Annotated in this window: 10 protein-coding genes; 1 reads left to right on the top strand and 9 read right to left on the bottom strand. The window is 40.3% G+C overall.

The window, feature by feature from the left end:
- Window positions 1-100: 100 nt before the first annotated feature.
- From AC570H_RS02975 to AC570H_RS02935, 9 genes are all read right to left on the bottom strand, one after another.
- Complete coding sequence (locus AC570H_RS02975) at window positions 101-2467, bottom strand: ABC transporter permease (RefSeq protein WP_497351558.1); 2367 nt, start codon at window positions 2465-2467, stop codon at window positions 101-103.
- A gap of 361 nt (window positions 2468-2828) precedes the next feature.
- Window positions 2829-5198, bottom strand: a complete 2370-nt coding sequence (locus tag AC570H_RS02970) for an ABC transporter permease (RefSeq protein WP_497351556.1) — start codon at window positions 5196-5198, stop codon at window positions 2829-2831.
- Window positions 5199-5330: 132 nt separating this feature from the next.
- Complete coding sequence (locus AC570H_RS02965; protein WP_497351554.1) at window positions 5331-7703, bottom strand: ABC transporter permease; 2373 nt, start codon at window positions 7701-7703, stop codon at window positions 5331-5333.
- Window positions 7704-7786: 83 nt separating this feature from the next.
- Window positions 7787-10138, bottom strand: coding sequence for an ABC transporter permease (locus tag AC570H_RS02960; protein WP_497351552.1), 2352 nt, complete (start codon window positions 10136-10138; stop codon window positions 7787-7789).
- 61 nt (window positions 10139-10199) lie between these two features.
- Complete coding sequence (locus tag AC570H_RS02955) at window positions 10200-12587, bottom strand: ABC transporter permease (RefSeq protein WP_497351550.1); 2388 nt, start codon at window positions 12585-12587, stop codon at window positions 10200-10202.
- Window positions 12588-12680: 93 nt separating this feature from the next.
- Window positions 12681-15047, bottom strand: a complete 2367-nt coding sequence (locus AC570H_RS02950; RefSeq protein ID WP_497351548.1) for an ABC transporter permease — start codon at window positions 15045-15047, stop codon at window positions 12681-12683.
- Window positions 15048-15234: 187 nt separating this feature from the next.
- A complete protein-coding gene (locus tag AC570H_RS02945; RefSeq protein WP_497351546.1) occupies window positions 15235-15933 on the bottom strand; it encodes an ABC transporter ATP-binding protein in 699 nt (232 codons plus the stop codon).
- 90 nt (window positions 15934-16023) lie between these two features.
- Complete coding sequence (locus AC570H_RS02940) at window positions 16024-16416, bottom strand: hypothetical protein (RefSeq protein ID WP_497351544.1); 393 nt, start codon at window positions 16414-16416, stop codon at window positions 16024-16026.
- Window positions 16417-16424: 8 nt separating this feature from the next.
- Window positions 16425-17669, bottom strand: a complete 1245-nt coding sequence (locus AC570H_RS02935) for an efflux RND transporter periplasmic adaptor subunit (RefSeq protein ID WP_497351542.1) — start codon at window positions 17667-17669, stop codon at window positions 16425-16427.
- Window positions 17670-17888: 219 nt separating this feature from the next.
- Between AC570H_RS02935 and AC570H_RS02930 the strand changes: the two genes are divergently transcribed.
- Window positions 17889-19259 carry a sigma-54-dependent transcriptional regulator gene (locus AC570H_RS02930; RefSeq protein WP_497351540.1) on the top strand — a complete coding sequence of 457 codons (1371 nt, stop codon included), beginning with the start codon at window positions 17889-17891 and terminating at the stop codon, window positions 19257-19259.
- The last annotated feature ends 80 nt before the right edge of the window (window positions 19260-19339 follow it).

Genomic DNA, 19339 nt, shown 5'->3' with positions numbered 1-19339 from the left:
TATTATAATTTTGGTTTACTAGTCATTGACTCATCAGCCATTTGACTTTCCACTTTAAACTTTGAACTTTAAACTTTTTACTTTAAACTTTAAACTTTCCTTATTCGTACTTCAAAGCATCGATTGGGTTAGACTTGGCTACTTTTATCGATTGTACGCTTACCGTAAGTATGGCGATCAACAAACAGAGCAAAATAGCCAGGGCAAAAGGCAAGATCGAAATGCCGACCCTGAATTCGTAGCTCGAAAGCCATTTGGTTACAATGATATAAGCCAATGGAAAAGCAATCAGGTTGGCGATGACTACCAGTTTTACAAAATCTTTGTTCAGCAGGGTAAGAATATCGGTGGTATTGGCACCCAACACTTTTCTGATGCTGATCTCTCTTTTTCGCTGCTCGGCCATGAAAAGCGCCAAGCCTAATAAGCCTAAACAAGAAATAAAAATAGCAAAGCCTCCAAACCAGTTCGCTAAAGTGCCCAACAGCTTTTCGTTGTTGAATTTTTGTTCGAAATTATCGTCTATAAAGATCCTATCAACCGGAAAATCAGGGTTTACCGACTTTACAACCTCATCTACCTGGGCTATGGAGGCACTGATGCTCTGCTTAGGGTTTAAACGGATCAATATTCTATTATAGTCTCTGGCATCATGATACATCATCATTGGCCTTACACTTTGGTATGGGGTTTCGTTCGTAAAATCTTTGATTACCCCTATTACGGTGAAACGATCTTCGTCATAGCTAATCGTAGCGCCCAATCCATCTTTTAGTTTCATTGCCTTAACCGCAGCTTCATTGATTATAATATTTTTGCCACTGCTATCACTCACATTAAACTCTCTGCCCGATATCAATTGAGAACCAATGGTTTTTACAAAATCCAAATCTGCCGATCGCGTATTAAACAATATTTTTTCGTTGGGATTTTTTCCAGGCCACTGTAGACCAAAGGTATTATTGCCACCATCGTTTAAACTGGTGCTAAAAGTGCTTACATGGGTAGCTGCTCCTGAGCTGAGGAGTTGTTGCTTTAACAAATCAAGTTTGCTTCTTTCGGTGAGCTTTCCTTGGACAGGGATTTCGATCAGACCTGCCCTTTGAAATCCAACAGGCCTATCTTTAACAAACCTTAGCTGTTGATATACCACAGCTGTGCAGATGATTAAACAGGCTGCAAAAGTAAACTGAAATACCACTAATACTTTTCGGATAGACACCGAGGCCTTGCCCGGCATGGTAAAGCCCTTAAGTACTTTAACGGGTTCGAAAGACGATAAATAGAATGCCGGATAACTTCCTGCTAATAGGCCAGTAATCAAGGTTAAGCCTACCAAAGCTGTCCAAAACCTCCAATCGGAATAATCAATAACCAAATGAATGTTGAGCAGGCCATTAAAATAAGGCAAACTGATTTCAATCAGCACAAAGGCAACCGCCATCCCCATTACAGCCAGCAGTGTCGATTCGAGCATAAACTGGTTGATCAGTGATTTTCTAGATGAACCAATTGCTTTGCGTACCCCTACTTCCTTGCTCCGTTTTTCTGAACGTGCAGTAGAGAGGTTCATAAAATTAACACAGGCAATGAGCAAGATACAGAAAGCTAAAATAAAGAACAACTTGATCTGGTCTATGCGTCCGCCTACCGATTTGCCGTTTTCGAATTTATCGTACAAATGCCATTTGGTAATGGGGTGCAACAAAGCAGTGCTTAAATTTCCTTCTTTTATATTGCGCGCATATATTCCTTTAATTTGCGCATTGGCTTTGTCAAACAAGGCATTATCTTGTAACTGCACCACGGTTAAGCAATGGTTGCTTCCCCAATTGTTGTTTTTGGCCCATGGATTAAGTTTCAGGTACATGTCCCAGGTCAAGAGATAGTCGAAACGGATACTGCTGTTGTACGGAATGTCTGCAATTACAGCATCGACCTTTAATACTTCGTCATTATTGAGTTTTAGGGTTTTATTGATCGGATCTTCATTGCCAAATAAGCTTTTGGCTAGGGTTTCGGTTAAAATAATGGAGTTGATATCAGTGAGTGCTTTTTCAGGAGAGCCTTGCAAAAATTTGTAATCAAATATTTTCAAAAACTGTTTATCGGCAAAGAGCATGCTTTTTTTGAATTGTTTCTTTTCAAAACCAACCAGGTGTTCTTGTGGATAGCTAGAGTGCGAAGCAAGAGCAACACCGGGGATGGTTGCTTCTACTTCCCTGGCCATTACGCCAGGTGTCCATGCCCAGCTAAATGTTTCAGCATCGGTTTTAAAATTGTTGTATACCACATAGGTTTTATCACTATTGGGTGATTGCCTGTCAAAGCTCCACTCGTAAGCTACATAGATGAGCAATAGCATGCAACTGGCCAAGCCGATGGCTAAGCCACCAACATTTATTAAAGTATAGCCTTTATTTTTCCAAAGGTTACGAAGAGCAATTCTGAGATTGAGCTGAAACATATCTTATTTTTTTACAACTAGCTTATGCCAATTTTTATACCAAGCAAAAATTAAAATTCAAAAACCTAATAATCAAATAGTTATACAAATTAAAATTTAAAAATTGTTCATTATCGGACAATCGGTTGTACGCTTATGAACGAACACCTACGAAGTTCTGAAAACTTCGCAAGTGTATTCGGTTCGTTGATCATTAAAGGGTTAGCTGATTACTAGGATTGTTAAACTGTAAATTACCCAGCATTTTGAGCATCCCCACACACAAGCAAGGACTATTAGCCGCTTGATTAATTACTATTTCGCTGAATTCATTAACTGAAAACTAACAACCGGCAACTAACAGCTGGCAACTAACAACTGATTACTCGTACTTCAAGGCATCAACCGGGTTAGCTTTTACACTTTTAGCAGCCTGCAAGCTTACAGTTAATATGGCCAAAACAATGGTAATTAAAGCACTGAGCACAAATGGAAGCACTGGTATATCGACCCTGTAAGCAAAGGTTTCGAGCCATTTTTTGGTGAGCAGGTAAGCCAAAGGCCATGCTACCAGGTTGGCAATAACTACGATGATGAAAAACGAACTGTTTAAAAGCTTTAAAATCTGCAGATCTGAGGCGCCCAAAATTTTACGCACGGCAATTTCTTTCATCCTTCCGGCAGTAATGTATTTGGCAAAGGCAAACAAGCCCAATACCGCAATAAAGATGGTTAAGATAGCAGCTGCAAAAAATACAGACTGCAACTGTTCTTGCTTTTTAAACAGCCTGCCATAAAGCTCATCGAGGAAATTGTAACGAAAATTGTCGCCATCTCTTTTGTTAATATTTGACCATTTGGCTTTTAATGTAGCTAAAGCAGTGGCCATTTGGCTTTCTTCAATTTTAATCATAATTTCCAATTTCGGATTGGCGCAAGCATCTTTCATGGTGTAAATGGTTGGCTCTACGATCTTTTCAAATCCTTCAGATTTGAAATCTTTAATTACACCTACAATCTTATATTCGGTATCACAACCTCTAATGGTTTTCCCTATCGGATTAGTCAACCCGTATTTGGCCACTGCACTTTCGTTCAAAATCGCTGAATTAGCCGTGTCGGTTTTAAAATTTCTTGAAAATGTACGTCCTTCCTTTATTTTGATGTCGAGTGTTTCAAAGTAATCGAATCCTACGTTTAACATGCCGATGCTTTCTTTTTTGCCCTCAGCGGTGTAGCTATTGACACCTGTTTTAGAACCATCTGGGATTCCATTGGCCACCGTAACCGATTTGACCCCTGGAATTTGCATAATTTGATCGCGTACGGGTTCAAAAACAGCGGCATCATTAAAAATCATCATATTTTTAATGTGTACTACCTGATCCGGTTTAAAACCTACATCCTGGGTACGCATGTATTTCAATTGCGAATTGATGATTAGCAAGCCGATGATAAAAATAACAGCAATGCTAAACTGGAGTACCAACAATCCATTTTTGAGCCAATAGTTTTGTCTGCTGGTCTGAAAGTTGCCTTTGAGCACCAAAGCCGGTCTAAAACCTGAGAGCACCATTGCAGGATAGACACCAGCAATTAAGGTAAGTACCAGCAGTATGATCGGCAATTGCCAAAACAAGGCACTGCCACGCTCCCAAATGGCCAAGTTCACTTCAAATAGGTTATTGAATTTAGGCAATGCAAGCTCGGCCAAAATCAAGGCCAAAACTGTGGCTACCAAACACTGCATCAAAATTTCGATCAGAAATTGGAAGGTAAGGTGCGTACGAAAAGCACCCATCACTTTCTTTACGCCTACTTCTTTTGCCCTTTTTGTAGCTTGGGCAATGCTCAAATTGGTAAAATTGATACAGGCAATAATGAGCATTAAAAAGCCCAATACCGAAAGCGCTATCAATACCTTGTAATTGGAATCGGTACCTGCAGTTGGCCTAAGGTGGAGATTTTTCAGAGGGTCTAAAAAAATGTGTGCCGCATTGATGTATTTCCAGTCCGGATCCTTATCGTCTTTGGCCAAATTGGCCCTGTACATTTTTTCTATTTTTTGGGCCAAGGCATCTACATCTGTACCTGGCTTTACTTGGATATAGGTAAAGTAATTGTTGTTACCATAGTTTTCTCCTATTCCGATCTCATTGGTAATCGAAACTCCATCGAAACTAATATTCGAATGTGGATTGGCAAATACGGCACCGCTTATTTTACCCGTTTGATTCTCACTCTTATTACCCAAAAACACCATTTCTGGCTTTTGGTCTTTTTTGGCCGGAAACAAAGCGGCCATGTTAGCTTCGTTGAGGTAAAACATAAACTCGCCTCCTTTTGGCTCTTGCAGTCCCTGGACAGGCTTAATATTTAATAGCTTAGCCGCTTCATACTCTACAAACAAAAACTTTTGGACAAATACCGTACTATGATCGCTAGAAACGGCTAGCTCAAATCCACCAGGCTTCACTTTACCCGCAGCTGCTACTTCAGGAAAATTATCTTTAATCTCTTTGCTTAGTGGTGGCGGTGTGAAATTGGTAGTAAAAGAAGGCGTCTTCCTGCCCACCAAATAGATATTTTCGTAATTCGGATTATCCTTGTCAAAGCTCGTCTCGTAAGTGGCGTAAATCATGATGAGCATAAAAGCCGACAGGGCAATAGCCAAGCCTCCTACATTGATAGCAGTGATGCTTCTATTTTTCCAAAGGTTACGGAGCGCGATTTTAAGGTTAAGCCTGAACATCTTACTTAGGGTTAATTGTTTAATTGTTGTATTACTTAATCGGTTAACTGTAAACTCAATTGCTAGATGGTTGTATTGTTAAACTGATAACTGATAACTAAAAACTGTCAACTGATAACTGATAACTGACAACTACTCGTACTTAAGCGCTTGTACCGGGTTTGCCTTGGCCGATTTAAAGGCCTGAAAACTAATGGTAACCAGAGCGACAAGCAAGGTTCCGAAAGCTGCAATAGGCACCAGCCACCAGTTAAATTCGGTATGGAATTCAAACTTGTTCAGCCATTTGTTCATGGCATAATAACTGATCGGCACTGCGATTACGATGGCTACCACAATCATTTTCACAAACGACACCGATAACAGCTGCATCAAATTAGCTACCGAAGCACCCAATACCTTGCGCACGCCAAACTCTTTGGTACGTTGCTCGGCACTGTAGGCTACCAATCCGAAAAGGCCCAAACAGGATACGAAAATGGCCAGTCCGCCAAACAGGTTCGATAAAATGCCTAAGGTCTTCTCGGCATTATATTTTTCGGCATATAAAGCATTCAAGAAGTTAATTTCTACCGGATAAGCCGGATTAATCCTTTTGGTGATTTGCGTAATGGTATTGATGTTCTGTTCTAACGTATTGGCATCATTCAAACGCATGGTAATGGTACCTTTACGTCTCGGATCGAAGAAAACGACCATCGGGTTGTTAGATTTATAAGGCGAATCCCATACATAATCATCAAAAACGCCAATAATATTAAATTTATCACCAAATACGGTTACTGTTTTTCCTACCGGATTTGTATAGCCAAAAGTCTTAACGGCCGAAGCACTCACCATTACCCCAACAGAATCGGAAGCAAATTTTTCGGAGAAATCCCTTCCTTCCAATAGCTTAATGCCATTGGTTTTGATGAAATCGTAAGTAGTGGCCACCTGGTTAAACAGCTGTGTGTTTTCAGCTTTGGTCATCCCCTCCCATCTAATGTCCATAAAGTTTGAGCCACGATGCGATAAGCTCACCGACGATTGGAACATGGATGTAACTGCACCAGACTTTAACAATTCACTTCGCAACACCTCATATTGCGGTCTCAACTGGCCGTCTTGGGGCATTTCTACTAAAGCGTTGATATTGAAACCAACAGGCCTATTTTTTACATATTGGATCTGACGATAAATAACCAAAGTAGAGATAATCAGGATAATGGCAAAACAGAACTGCCCCACCACCAACACCTGCCTTAAGCTGATGGCGAAGAAGCCCCCCCCTCCAATTTTTCTCTTCAAGGTTTGGATCGGGTTGAATGCCGACAAATAAAAAGCAGGATAGCTTCCAGCAATTAATCCGGTGGCGAATACAATTCCCAAAATGCCAACCCAGCTGTTGCCGTTAAAATAACCGATATTCAATTTGATGTTGAGCAAATGGTTAAAAGTTGGCAAGAACATTTCTAACAGTGCAATGGCTAAAATTACCGCTATAAAAGCCAGCACCATCGATTCGGTAAGAAATTGAGTAATGAGCGACCAACGATTGGCGCCGATGGTTTTTTTAATGCCTACTTCTTTTGCTCTTTTTTCTGATTTGGCCGTGGCCATATTCATGAAATTGATACAGGCGATGAGCAAAATACCAAAAGCCAAGCCGGTAAACAGCCAAATCTGTTCGATGGCGCCACCTATACTTTTGCCACTTTCGAACTTGCCATAAAGGTGAAGCTTGCTTAACGGAAATAAAGCCTGTGTTTGAAAATCAACAGCTGTATTCTTTTTAATTACCGCTTTGATTTTTTTATTTACCAAATCCAGATTGGCATTTTCTTTCAGCATCACCAATGTCAGAAAACTATAATTATTCCAATTCAAGTCTTTGGCACTTTGATCTATACTTTCGTAAAGCGACCAAGGCATCAAATAATCAAACTTGTTGGAGCTGTTATCTGGCTGGTCTTTGATTACGGCCGTTACATTTAAATCATATTTATCCTGAAAACGGACGGTTTTGTTCAATACATCAGTAGTACCGAATAAGATATTTGCAGTAGTTTCGGTCAATACAACAGAATTAGGATTGTTTAAAGCCGTTTTCGGATTGCCGTTGATAAATTCGAAGTCGTAGAAATGAAAGATATCTGGCTCTGCAAATTTAGACTTGCGTTTAAAGGAGTTGGTTCCATTTGCAATGAGGACTTTACCACCATAATCTAGTCTCGCCACGTATTTTACCTCGGGTACATCTTGTTTAATGGCTGGTCCAAATGCCGTGGTAGATCCTTCAAAAGTTCCAGAAATGGTTTCGCCCTCTCCGGCAATATTGGTCATGGTGGTGTACACATTAGCCGAATTTTTTGATTGCTTATCAAAATTCCACTCGTAGGTTACATAGAGCAACAACATTAAACAAGCTGCCAAACCAATGGCAAGGCCAATTACGTTGATGAAAGAAGCCGTTTTGTTCTTCCATAAATTACGCAAAGCGATTTTAAGGTTTAATCTAAACATCTTATTTTGAGTTTATTGGTTCATCAGTTCATTCATGTCATTAGTTCATCCATCGAATCGTCATCCGGGATCTCACTCGAGACCTATTCATACTTCAGCGCATCAACCGGTTTGGCATTTGCGGTTTTATAGGCCTGCAGGCTTACGGTTATAATGGTGATGAGCACAGAAATAGAGGTGGCAATTACAAACGGCCAAATGGTAATATTGGTACGATAGGCAAAACCTGCCAGCCAATTGCTCGACAAGATATAGGCCACCGGAATAGCAATCAGGTTTGCGATTACAATCAGCACCAAAAAGCTCTTGTTCAGCATTTGCAGAATGTCTTTGGTTTCGGCACCAAGCACTTTTCTTACGCCAATTTCCTTTGTTCTTTCTTGAACCGTAAAAGAGGCCAAAGCAAATAAGCCTAGTATGGCAATCGACAAAGTAACGTAGGTGAAAATATTAAACAGCTTATCCAATCTTACATATTGTTCATATACCTTGGCAAAACTCTGGTCGAGCCAGCTATACTGAAAAGGATAAGCTTCTACAGTTTCCCAAACTTCCTTAATTTCATTTAAAGTTTGTTGTGCATTTGCCCCATTGATCTTTAAGATCACATTATCGGCGCCATTGGTATGTGGGCCCTCTATTACAAAAGCTGTAGGTTCTGCACTGGTTTCCATGCCTTTCTGAACATGGTCTTTCACCACGCCAACAATGGTTCTATTGTCTATCCAAGTATGCCCAACTTCTTTTTGCAACTGGTATTTTTTAACTGCTGATTCGTTGACTACAATGGCAGTGCTATCTGTTGCAAACTGGGTAGAAAATGTCCGGCCCATACGCGCGGCCATGCCCATTACCTCAAAATAATCGTAGTCTACTGTAACCATACTCAGGTTCTGGATGCTTTTGCCATTCACTTCACGGCCAACTACCTGCATGGATTTTACCCCTGGATAATAATTCACCCTGCTCACAGCGGTCACGCCATCTATTTTAGTCAGTCGTTGTTTAACCTGTGCAAAATTCTGTCTGGTTTTCCAATCTCTAATCTTAAATACAATAACATGGTCTTTATTAAAACCTACGTCTTTGTTTTTGATGTAGTTTACCTGTTGCTTTATAATAATCAGCGAAACCATAAATACAGTGGCTACTACAAACTGGGCCATAATTAAAGATTTACGCATCCACAAGCTGCCCATGCCTCTCGAAAGGTTTCCTTTGAGCACTTTAACAGGCTCATAGTTTGACAAGAAAAATGCAGCATAGCCGCCAGCCAATAAAATAACCAGCACCATTACCGAACCCAGCTGAATAATCAGCTCTGCTGGATGGGCATAGCCGAACAACGTAAGGTTCATATCCATCAGGTTGTTGAGCACCGGAAGGCAAACTTCTATCAATGCAAACGAAAGCAATAAGGCCAATACGCATTGAATGGCGGTATCCGTTAGGAAATAGCTGATCAAACTGCTTCGCTTTGCACCCAAAACCTTGCGCACACCTGTTTCTTTGGCTCGCTTAACCGATTGCGCAATAGAAAGATTGGTAAAATTGATACAGGCGATGACCAACAACAAACCCGAAAACAGCAAGAGCAGCGTTACCGTTTTGGCATTGCCCCTTTTTGCCGGATCTTGTGCACTTGTGGCTTTCAAATAGATATTTTTAACCGGAGTAACGTATATTTTAGCCGTTTTTAGCCATTCCTGCTTTTTAAGGATCGGCAGTTTTTTAAAGGCTTTGTTGATTTTGTCTTGGAAGAACGTTCCATCCACTCCCTTCTTCAGGAAGAGATAAGTATAGAAATTTCCGTTGCCCCAACCATCGCCGGCAGAAGATTTCTTTATAAAACCATCAAAATCCATGTGCTCTGGTGTATTAGGCTCTTGGTAAACTCCACTCACGGTATAACGTTTATTGTTATTGATGGTTAGGGTTTGTCCAACAGGATTGGTTTTGCCAAAAAACTTTTCACTGGTTTTGCTGCTCAGTACAATCTGATCGGAAGTCATCAACGATTTTGGTGCTTCTCCGTAAATAAATTTATAAGGAAACAGGTTAAACCAGGTACTGTCTACTCCCATAATATGGTCGATGTAGGCTTCGTTTTTATCTTTGGCTACGAGGCGCTGACCAATGTCCCACACATAAAAACGGGCATAATCCTGGATCTCGGGCAATGCTTCTTTTAAGGCCGGGGCCAATTCGGCTGGACTCGACGAGTATTCTTCTTCGTCAGGTGCCCATCTTATCGAAATGCGATAGATATCATCGGCATTTGGGTTCCAGGTATCATAGCTTTTTTCATGATTAGAGAATAACAAAATCATGATAAAACCTGTTAGCCCGACAGAAAGCCCAAAAATATTGAGCAAAGTATAACCCTTATTTTTCCAAAGGTTACGCAAGGCGATTTTAAGATTTAATCGAAACATTTTATGTTGGTTTATTTGTGTGTCAAATAGGTTATTGTTGTATTATTAAATTGCAAATGATCTATTCGTATTTCAGCGCGTTTACAGGATTGGCTGTAGCCAGTCTGTAAGATTGAAGACTTACTATTAAAACCGTTAAAAAAAGTGTGACTATTCCAGATAAGGCAAATGGCAAAATCGGCATATCGATCCTAAAGGCAAAGGTGTTCAACCAGTTTTTGAGCACCAGGTACGCAATTGGCCAAGCGATTAGGTTTGCCAATACGACCAATCTTACAAAACTTTTGTTGAGCAGGCCCAAAATATCGATAATTGATGCGCCTAATACCTTTCTCACATTGATTTCCTTGTTTCTGCGTTGAATGGTGAATGCAGCAATGGCGAATATTCCCATCAAGGCCAACACTATGGTTACCAGCGAAAGAAATCCGATAATGCTTCTGAGCTGGATCTGTTTCTCTAAGAGTTTTTTAAATGACTGGTCGAGCAATGTATATTGAATAGGGAAATTTGGTTCCAATTTTGTCCAGGCACCTTCTATTTGCGCAAGAGTTTGTGCAAAATTTCCAGAAGAAACGTTTATCAATACGTACTTGAGCGCGTTTCCATTCGCATATTGAAAAACAATGGGCTGAAAGTCTTTTTCTGGACTGTAATAATTAAAGTCCTTTACCAAACCAATCACATTTACATCCCTACCATGAAATTGCATAACCTTGCCCACTGGATTTTGGAGACCAAATGTTTTGGCGGCCGTTTCGGTTAATATGATAGAATTTAGGGTATCGGTTAAATTAGCGGCATCGAATCCTCTTCCATCCAGCATTTTGATTCCCATTGTATTGAAGTAATCAACATCAATTGCCATGAAATTTGCGTTGTACGATTTTCCATTGCTCGCATAGGTATTTCCGCCCATGTCTTCTCCCGGAATATGATCTGCTCTAGTCACGCTATTTATACCTGGAATATTCCGCAACGTGTTTTTAACCGATCTGAAATGCGCATCAGTAAGATCCTGCATAGCTATGGCTACTACCTGTTTCGGTTTATAGCCTAAATCTTTTTCTTGCATGTAGTTGAGCTGACGATTGATTACCCAGATCCCAGAAATAAAGAGAACTGCTATGGCAAATTGAAGCACGATCAATCCATTTCTGATCATATAGCCTCTATTGCTATTGCCAAAGTTTCCTTTCAGCACTTTCGCAGGCACCACCTTACTAATGAGCAATGCCGGATAGGCACCTATCAATAGCGTCAAGATCAACAACAGCAATGCCAACTGGCCGATAATAGCCGTAAAGTCTGAAATATTTCCCAACGAAATCGATGCGCCAACCGTTTGATTAAACATTGGCAGAAAAAGTTCTACCATTGCCAGCCCCATGGCTAGACTTAACAAACATTGCATTGCAGTTTCTAAAATCAGCTGTGCGCCAATCTGTAGTTTCTGTGCACCTAATACCTTACGTACACCTGTTTCTTTGGCACGTCTGGTTGCAATGGTAATGGATAAATTAGTAAAGTTAACAGCTGCAATAACCAAAACCAATACGGCCAGCACCAGCATAAGATACATATACCGACCTATGCCATTTCCCTGAAACTCATATTCGACATTGGTCTTAGTTAAATGAATGTCTTTAATAGGTTGCAGATACAGCTTATTGGAACGGATATAGTCGGAAAAATTAGCCTTTTCCTCATTGGGTACCTTAGCCAGTTCTGCGCTTAACAATTCTGTTCTGGCTGTGTTTAACAATTGCTCCGATTGCGCGACATCGCCATGCGGGTTAAGCTTTACATAAGTATAATAATTGTTGGTGTAAAAATCTTCGCTTGCACTTTTCTTAAACCTCCTGATCATGCTGAAACGAAAATGTGATGGAAACCGGGCTTCGTCTACAACTGCGGTTACCACACAAGGCAGTTCATTGTCGAGCATTATTGTTTCGCCAACCGGGTTCACACCCGCTCCAAAAAGCGTTTCGCTCATGGTTTTGCTCAAAAGCAAGGTTTGAGGTTTATTAAAAGCAGTTTCAGAATCACCATACACAAGGGGATAATTAAATACTTTTAAGAAGTTGCTATCTGCCAGCAATACATCTTTGGCATATAAGCTCTTTTGTTTGGTTTTTAACAATAAATCGCCGAACCAGTAAGATTGTATCCTTGTAGCAGCGGCAACAGCAGGTATTTTTTCCTTGCTTACCGTTGCCATGTTTCCAGTACTCAAAGCAACATTTTCGGTAGCATCTTTATTATTTACACGATAAATATGTTCGTAATCAGTGTTCCAAGTATCGTATCTCTTCTCATAATTGACATATATCATGGTTAAAACAAAAATGGCCAAAGCAATAGCCAAGCCACTTATACTGATAAACGCATAACCTTTATTCTTCCAAAGGTTGCGCAAGGCAATTTTAAGGTTTAATCGAAACATTTTATCTTGGTTTATTTGTGTGTCAAATAGCTTATTGGTTCATTTATCAAATCATCAGGCTGGATCTGGTCCTGCAAGACGTGTTTTTTTCATTTATTCATATTTCAAAGCATCAACCGGATTAGCCTTGGCAACTTTTATTGATTGTGTACTGATGGTAATAATGGCAATGATTAGCGACAATAGGATTGCTATTCCAAAAGGCAGAACGGAAATATCCACCCTAAAATCAAAAGTCGACAACCACTTATTGACAATGATGTAAGCCAATGGAAAAGCAATTACATTGGCAATCAGTACCAGCTTTATAAAATCTTTATTAAGCAGAGCGAGCACACTATAGTTGCTTGCACCAAGTACTTTACGGATGCTGATTTCCTTTTTACGCTGTTCAGCCATGTACAGGGTGAGACCAAGGAGCCCTAAACAAGAAATAAAAACTGCAAATCCGCCAAACCAATTGGCTAAAGAGCCTAACAACTGTTCGTTGGCTAGTTTTTCTTTGAATTTCTCGTCTAAAAATACCCTGTCTACTGGAAAATCAGGATTTAAGCTCTTTATTGTAGCATCTATTTTGGCCAGCGAACTACTGATATTTTGTGTTTCATTTAATCGGATCAGCACCACTCCAGCAGCAAACTTGTCAATCGGCCGAAAAATTATCGGAGCAACTTTGCGGTAGGCAGATGCACTCACAAAATCTTTCATTACGCCAACCACATGAAGCTCGTCTTTCCAAAGCTTGACCGTTGTACCGATCGGGTTTTTCAATCCCATTGCTTTTGCCGCCGCCTCATTTAATATTACGCTGTTGCTATCGGCGTACTGGGCTGAAAATTCACGGCCCGATACCATTTCTGTTCCAATGGTTTTTGCAAAGTCATAACCTGCACCTCGGTAGATAAATCTTACCTGTTCGTCTGGGTTTTTCTGTGGCCAACTTACTTCGGTTGTATTCCACCCATCAGAATTGATATCTGTACTCAAAAAAGTAACATTGCTTACTGCACTCGTTTCCAGCAATTGGCTTTTAAGCAGTTCCAGTTTCTTAAGATCCTCCAAATTTCCTTCAACGGCCAATTGTATCAGGTTCCCCTTATTATAACCAATTGGCCTATCTTTAATATAGTTGAGTTGCTGATAAATTACCGTGGCACAAACAATAAGGCATGCCACAAAAACAAACTGAAAAACCACCAGTACTTTGCGCACGGAGAATGAGTTTCCAACCTTAAATTGGGCACCTTTCAGCACCTTAATAGGCTCAAATGATGAGAGATATAATGCGGGATAGCTGCCAGCCAGCAAACCTGTAAGCACCATTAAGGATAAAATACCAATCCAAAACCTCCAATTTTGATATTCGATAACCAAACTTGTGCCTAATAAGCCATTAAAATAAGGAAGGCATACCTCCAGCAGTACAAATGCAACAATGGTCCCCAGCAAAGAAAGCAATACGCTCTCTAATATGAACTGGCCAACCAGCGATTTTCTATCTGACCCGATCGCCTTACGGATACCGACTTCCTTCGCCCGTTTTTCAGACTTGGCAGTCGACAAATTCATAAAGTTTACACAGGCGATCAGTAAAATACAAAAGGCAAGGATCAGAAAAATCCTTAGCTGGGTAATTTTGCCACCTACAGATTTTCCATTCTCAAATTCGCTGTACAAATGCCATTTTGCCAAAGGATGCAAAAATGCTTCCTTGTTAATATCCCTTGTATTGCGTTCATAAATTCCCTTGATTGCAGCATTTGCTTTATCAAAAAGGTTGGCATTTTGCAACTGTACCAGCGTTAGGCAAATGTTATCTCCCCAAGCTGGTTCTTTTAGTTTCGGTTCTATCTTTTCCGCAAGTGTCCATGGCACCAGGTAATCAAACCTAATACTGTTGTTAAGAGGCAAATCTTCAATAACTGCTTCAACTTTTAAGGGTTCACGATTATAGAATTTTACAGTCTTATTGATGGCGCTTTCGTTTCCAAATAAGTTTTTTGCCAGAGTTTTGGTTAAGATAATAGTATTTGCTTCTTGTAAAACCCTATTTGGGTTTCCCTCTATAAATTTGTAGTCTAATATTTTAATGAAGTTTGGATCTGCAAAAACCGCTTGTTTTTTAAATCTCTGATCTCCATAACTAATCAATATCTCGCTTGGATATGTAGCAAGCGATGCATTGGCAACCCCAGGTATTTGTGCCTTAATTGCTGCGGCCATCACATTGGGCGATGAACCTCCGCTTAAAACCCCTCCATTTTCCTTAAAGTTGGTATAAACCACATAAGTTTTATCATAATTTGCAAATTGCTTGTCATAACCCCACTCATAGTACACATAAAGCAGCAATACCATGCAGCTCGCCAAACCAATAGCCAAGCCACCAACGTTAATGAAGGTAAAGCCCTTATTTCTCCATAAATTTCGCAACGCGATTTTAAGGTTTAATCGAAACATGGTTTTGGTTTTATGGGTTCATTTGTTTGTTGTGTCGTTATGGGCTTATTAATCTGCTAGTATTCAATTGAAGGCTTATCGAAAGAGATTGCTTCTCCTGATAAAATTCCGATAGCTATCGGAACGGGATCGCAATGACAATGCACCCAAAACTGAAAACTGATAATTGATAACTGAAAACTGAAAACTAGATCAACTCTTCCGTTCTGCCCTTATTGATTTTCTCCGAAATCACATGTCCATCTTTAAGGTTGATGATACGGTTAGAAAAACTGGCATCGTGGCTAGAGTGGGTTACCATTACAATGGTTGTTCCCGTTTCGTTCAGTTCGCAAAGCAATTCCATTACTTCGTTACCGTGTGTACTATCCAAGTTACCCGTTGGCTCATCGGCCAAAACCAATTTAGGCTTGGTGACCAAAGCCCTGGCTACGGCTACACGTTGCTGCTGACCACCAGAAAGCTGTTGCGGAAAGTGGCCACTACGGTTTACGATGTTCATACGGCCAATGATTTCATTTACCATTTTCTTGCGTTCGCCAGCTGGTACCTTGTTGTAGATCAAAGGCAATTCGATGTTTTCGAATACGGTCAATTCATCAATCAGGTTAAAGTTCTGGAACACAAAGCCCATGTTTCTTTTCCTGAAGTTTGAACGCTCCCTATCGTTTAAAGTCAACAGTTCGGTATCGATAAATTTATAGCTTCCGCTTTCAGGCTTGTCTAAAAGGCCCATTACGTTAAGCAAAGTTGATTTGCCACAGCCTGATGGCCCCATAATAGAAACAAATTCACCTTCTGCCACGCTCAGGTTGATCCCATTTAAAGCGGTAGTTTCAATTTCTTCGGTTTTGTAAACTTTTTCTAGATTTTCGATCTTAATCATAGTTCTATTTTTTTCGGTTTAATATTTTTAAAAGGTTGGTGCTCCGATCAACGCACCTGATACAGAGCTAACCCAACCTAAATTTTCAATTTATTTTAAAGTCAGTATTACTGTTTTGTCATCGCCTTTTTTTAGTTCTACTTCAAACTCCTTTTCGCCTATGTTTTTGTGGTAAAGCTTAAAAGTATACAAGCCAGGCTCCGCCTTGATGTCTTGGGTTTCTTTGCTTAGAGGCAGGTTGATCATCATTTGGTTTTTCTGTGTAAGCGAAAGTTTTGTTAACTGTGCCACATCGCCATCAATCGTAAAAGCCAAATGCGAATTGCCAACGGTCTTCTTGTTCGTGCTTTTCGCCTCGATTTCCATTGTATAGTATTTTCCATTTCTAGCTTCTCTCCATTTGGAGGTAGAATTAGATTGCTCTTGTGCCGAAACAGCGCCTATGCTCAGGGCAAAAATTGCCGTTATTATTAATTTTTTCATCTGTATCCCTATTTACTAATTTCAATTACATCGTATTGGTTAAACTGGTCGTATGACGAGGTGATCACCTCTTCGCCCTTTTGCAATCCTCCCAATACCTCATAGTACAAGTAGTTTTTGCGGCCAATTTTCACATTTCTCTTGATGGCTTTGCCATTGTTTACCACAAACACCCAACTGCCTCCGGTGCTTTGGAAAAACTGTCCCTGAGATAACAAAAGCGATTTGCTGTTATCCGAAAGCGTTAATTTCACCTGCATAGACAAACCTCTTCTCAATTCATCTGGTGCTTTGCCTTCAAATACCAGCTCTACTTGGAATTGGCCAGCCGTAATCTCTGGAATTACCTTTTTTACAGTCAGTTTAAACGTTTTGCCATTAAATTCGCACTGTGCAGTCTGTCCTTCCTTTACGCGGTTAACATAGTATTCATCCACGCCAGCCTGTAGCTTATAGCCTTGCAATACATCGATTTTTCCAATCATTTCGTTAGAGGTATATGATTTTCCAATCACCGGATCGTAAGATGACAGTTTTCCAGAAACGGGCGCTTTAATGGTCATGTTTTCGATATTCTTGCGGATCATTTCTAAACTTTCGTTCATTTGGCCCATCGACTGGTCTATTTGAGCCAATTGCATTTTACGGCTTTGGTTTTCCTGCAAAATTGCTTGTTTTACAATTTTGCGCTTGCCTTGGTAATATTCATAATCTTGGCTCGATTTATTAAATTCCTGCAACGTGATTACTTTTTTGGCAAACAACGAACTGTCTAATTTATATTGTCTGGTTGCCGTTCTCAGGTTGTTTTCTACATCAAGCAGGTCTTGGTTAAGCACCCTTTGGTTCTGCTCTAAATCCAACCTCGATTTGCGCAACTGGTTAATCTGTTCTGTAGCAGCTGTTTGGCTCGAAGTGTAGCCTAACATGGCATTGGAGTTGGCAATTCGCAGCAAAGGTGTTCCCTTAACAACCGATGCACCATTTTCGGTAAAGATTTCGGCTACTGTACCCCCTTCTGATGAACTTACAATTACGGAGGTTAAAGGCACTACGCTGGCATTGAGCAATACCACGTCTTCAAAATCGCCGTATTGTACTTTGCTAACGGTTACTTTATCAGGATCAGCTTTATAAACTTTATTGAGCGATAGACTGTAACCATAGGCTACTAATCCTAAAAATATTACCGTACCTACTATAATCAGGATGGTTTTCTTATTAAATCTCTTTTTCTTTATGACTTTGTCCATTTGGAATATTGTGTTAATGCACTGGCAATTGCCAAGTTTGTGCCAAGCAGAAAATATTTTTTAATTAACTGATTTACAGATAATTATTTTTTATTCCAAAAAATAATTGTTCGATATCGGACAGTAGCTGTACACCATCGAACAGTTTCGATTAAATTTGCCTTACACCATCTCTATATGCTTTCGAGATATAAGGTTTAATCCTACAAATTTAAACTGATGACAGACGCGAATATCCTGATTATTGACGACGACGACGACATTCTACTGAGTGCGAGGTTGTTTTTGAAGCAACACTTCAATCAAGTGCTTACCTGTAAATCGCCAAGAGAAATTAATGTACTGCTGAGCAAAAACGAGGTAGATATTATCTTATTGGATATGAACTACCAAAAAGGAGCCAGTGATGGTCGAGAGGGCCTTTATTGGCTAGAACACATCCTTTCTATCGATAAGGATTATGTAGTTATCCTCATGACGGCTTTTGGCAATGTGGAACTAGCGGTACAAGCCATTAAAAAGGGTGCTACCGATTTTATCCTCAAGCCATGGGAAAACGAAAAGCTTTTTGCTACGCTTTCAGCAGCTTCTCGCTTAAGGCAATCGAACAAGAAAGTTAAGAAACTGGAGAAAATCCATACTTCGATGCAAAGCGATATGGCCCGTAAGTTTGAGCATATTGTTGGCAATAACGAGGGCGTGCAACAATTACAGAAAACACTGAGTAAGGTAGCTCCTACCGATGCCAATGTGCTTATTTTAGGTGAAAACGGCACCGGGAAACAGGTATTTGCCTACGAACTGCACAAGAATTCGCTTAGGCACAAACAGCTCTTCATGCATGTTGATTTGGGCTCTTTGAATGAAAATCTATTTGAAAGCGAACTGTTCGGCTATGCCAAAGGCGCCTTTACCGATGCCAAAGAAGATAAGCCCGGACGTTTTGAAATGGCCGATGGAGGCACGATTTTCTTGGATGAAATCGGCAACCTTTCCTTGCCTCTACAGGCCAAATTGCTGAGCGTACTGCAAAATCGCACCGTGATCAGACTAGGTGAAAGCAAAGAGCGAAAAATCGATGTTCGATTGATCAGTGCCACCAATATGCCTTTAGATGAAATGGTGCATAAAGGGACTTTCAGACAGGATTTATTGTTCCGCATCAATACGGTAGAATTAGTATTGCCACCATTGCGCCAGCGCGGACACGACATCGTACTTTTGGCCCAACATTTTTTACAGATCTTTAGTAACAAATATCATAAAGCCTTAAAAAACCTGACACCGAAAGCCGAAAATACATTGCTGGGTTACGGCTGGCCAGGAAATGTACGTGAGCTGCAACATGTAATGGAAAGAGCCGTAATTATGGCCGATGGGTTTGAAATTACCGAACACGACCTGCAACTGTCTCCACAAAAATTTGGCAATCAGCCTACTTTACAAAATGACATGCCTTTAGACGAAATGGAAAAAATGATGGTGAACAAGGCGATTGAAAAGCACAAAGGAAATATTTCGAGGGCCGCAGCAGAACTGGGCCTTACCCGTGCAGCATTATACCGGAGAATTGAAAAATTCGGATTGTAAAGTTGAAGACTTTAAGTTGAGAGTTAAAAGTTGAGGGTTAAAAGTTTTAAGCTTAACTACCTCTTGCCAGATTTGCCATG

The organism is Pedobacter sp. B4419 (assembly GCF_059693725.1).
This window is presented reverse-complemented; position numbering and strand designations above follow the sequence as displayed.

What these genes read in the sequence shown, in the direction of transcription:
- AC570H_RS02975 (WP_497351558.1), bottom strand. Translation starts at nt 2,467, where the DNA reads ATGTTTCAGCTCAATCTCAGAATTGCTCTTCGTAACCTTTGGAAAAAT.
- AC570H_RS02970 (WP_497351556.1), bottom strand. Translation starts at nt 5,198, where the DNA reads ATGTTCAGGCTTAACCTTAAAATCGCGCTCCGTAACCTTTGGAAAAAT.
- AC570H_RS02965 (WP_497351554.1), bottom strand. Translation starts at nt 7,703, where the DNA reads ATGTTTAGATTAAACCTTAAAATCGCTTTGCGTAATTTATGGAAGAAC.
- AC570H_RS02960 (WP_497351552.1), bottom strand. Translation starts at nt 10,138, where the DNA reads ATGTTTCGATTAAATCTTAAAATCGCCTTGCGTAACCTTTGGAAAAAT.
- AC570H_RS02955 (WP_497351550.1), bottom strand. Translation starts at nt 12,587, where the DNA reads ATGTTTCGATTAAACCTTAAAATTGCCTTGCGCAACCTTTGGAAGAAT.
- AC570H_RS02950 (WP_497351548.1), bottom strand. Translation starts at nt 15,047, where the DNA reads ATGTTTCGATTAAACCTTAAAATCGCGTTGCGAAATTTATGGAGAAAT.
- AC570H_RS02945 (WP_497351546.1), bottom strand. Translation starts at nt 15,933, where the DNA reads ATGATTAAGATCGAAAATCTAGAAAAAGTTTACAAAACCGAAGAAATT.
- AC570H_RS02940 (WP_497351544.1), bottom strand. Translation starts at nt 16,416, where the DNA reads ATGAAAAAATTAATAATAACGGCAATTTTTGCCCTGAGCATAGGCGCT.
- AC570H_RS02935 (WP_497351542.1), bottom strand. Translation starts at nt 17,669, where the DNA reads ATGGACAAAGTCATAAAGAAAAAGAGATTTAATAAGAAAACCATCCTG.
- AC570H_RS02930 (WP_497351540.1), top strand. Translation starts at nt 17,889, where the DNA reads ATGACAGACGCGAATATCCTGATTATTGACGACGACGACGACATTCTA.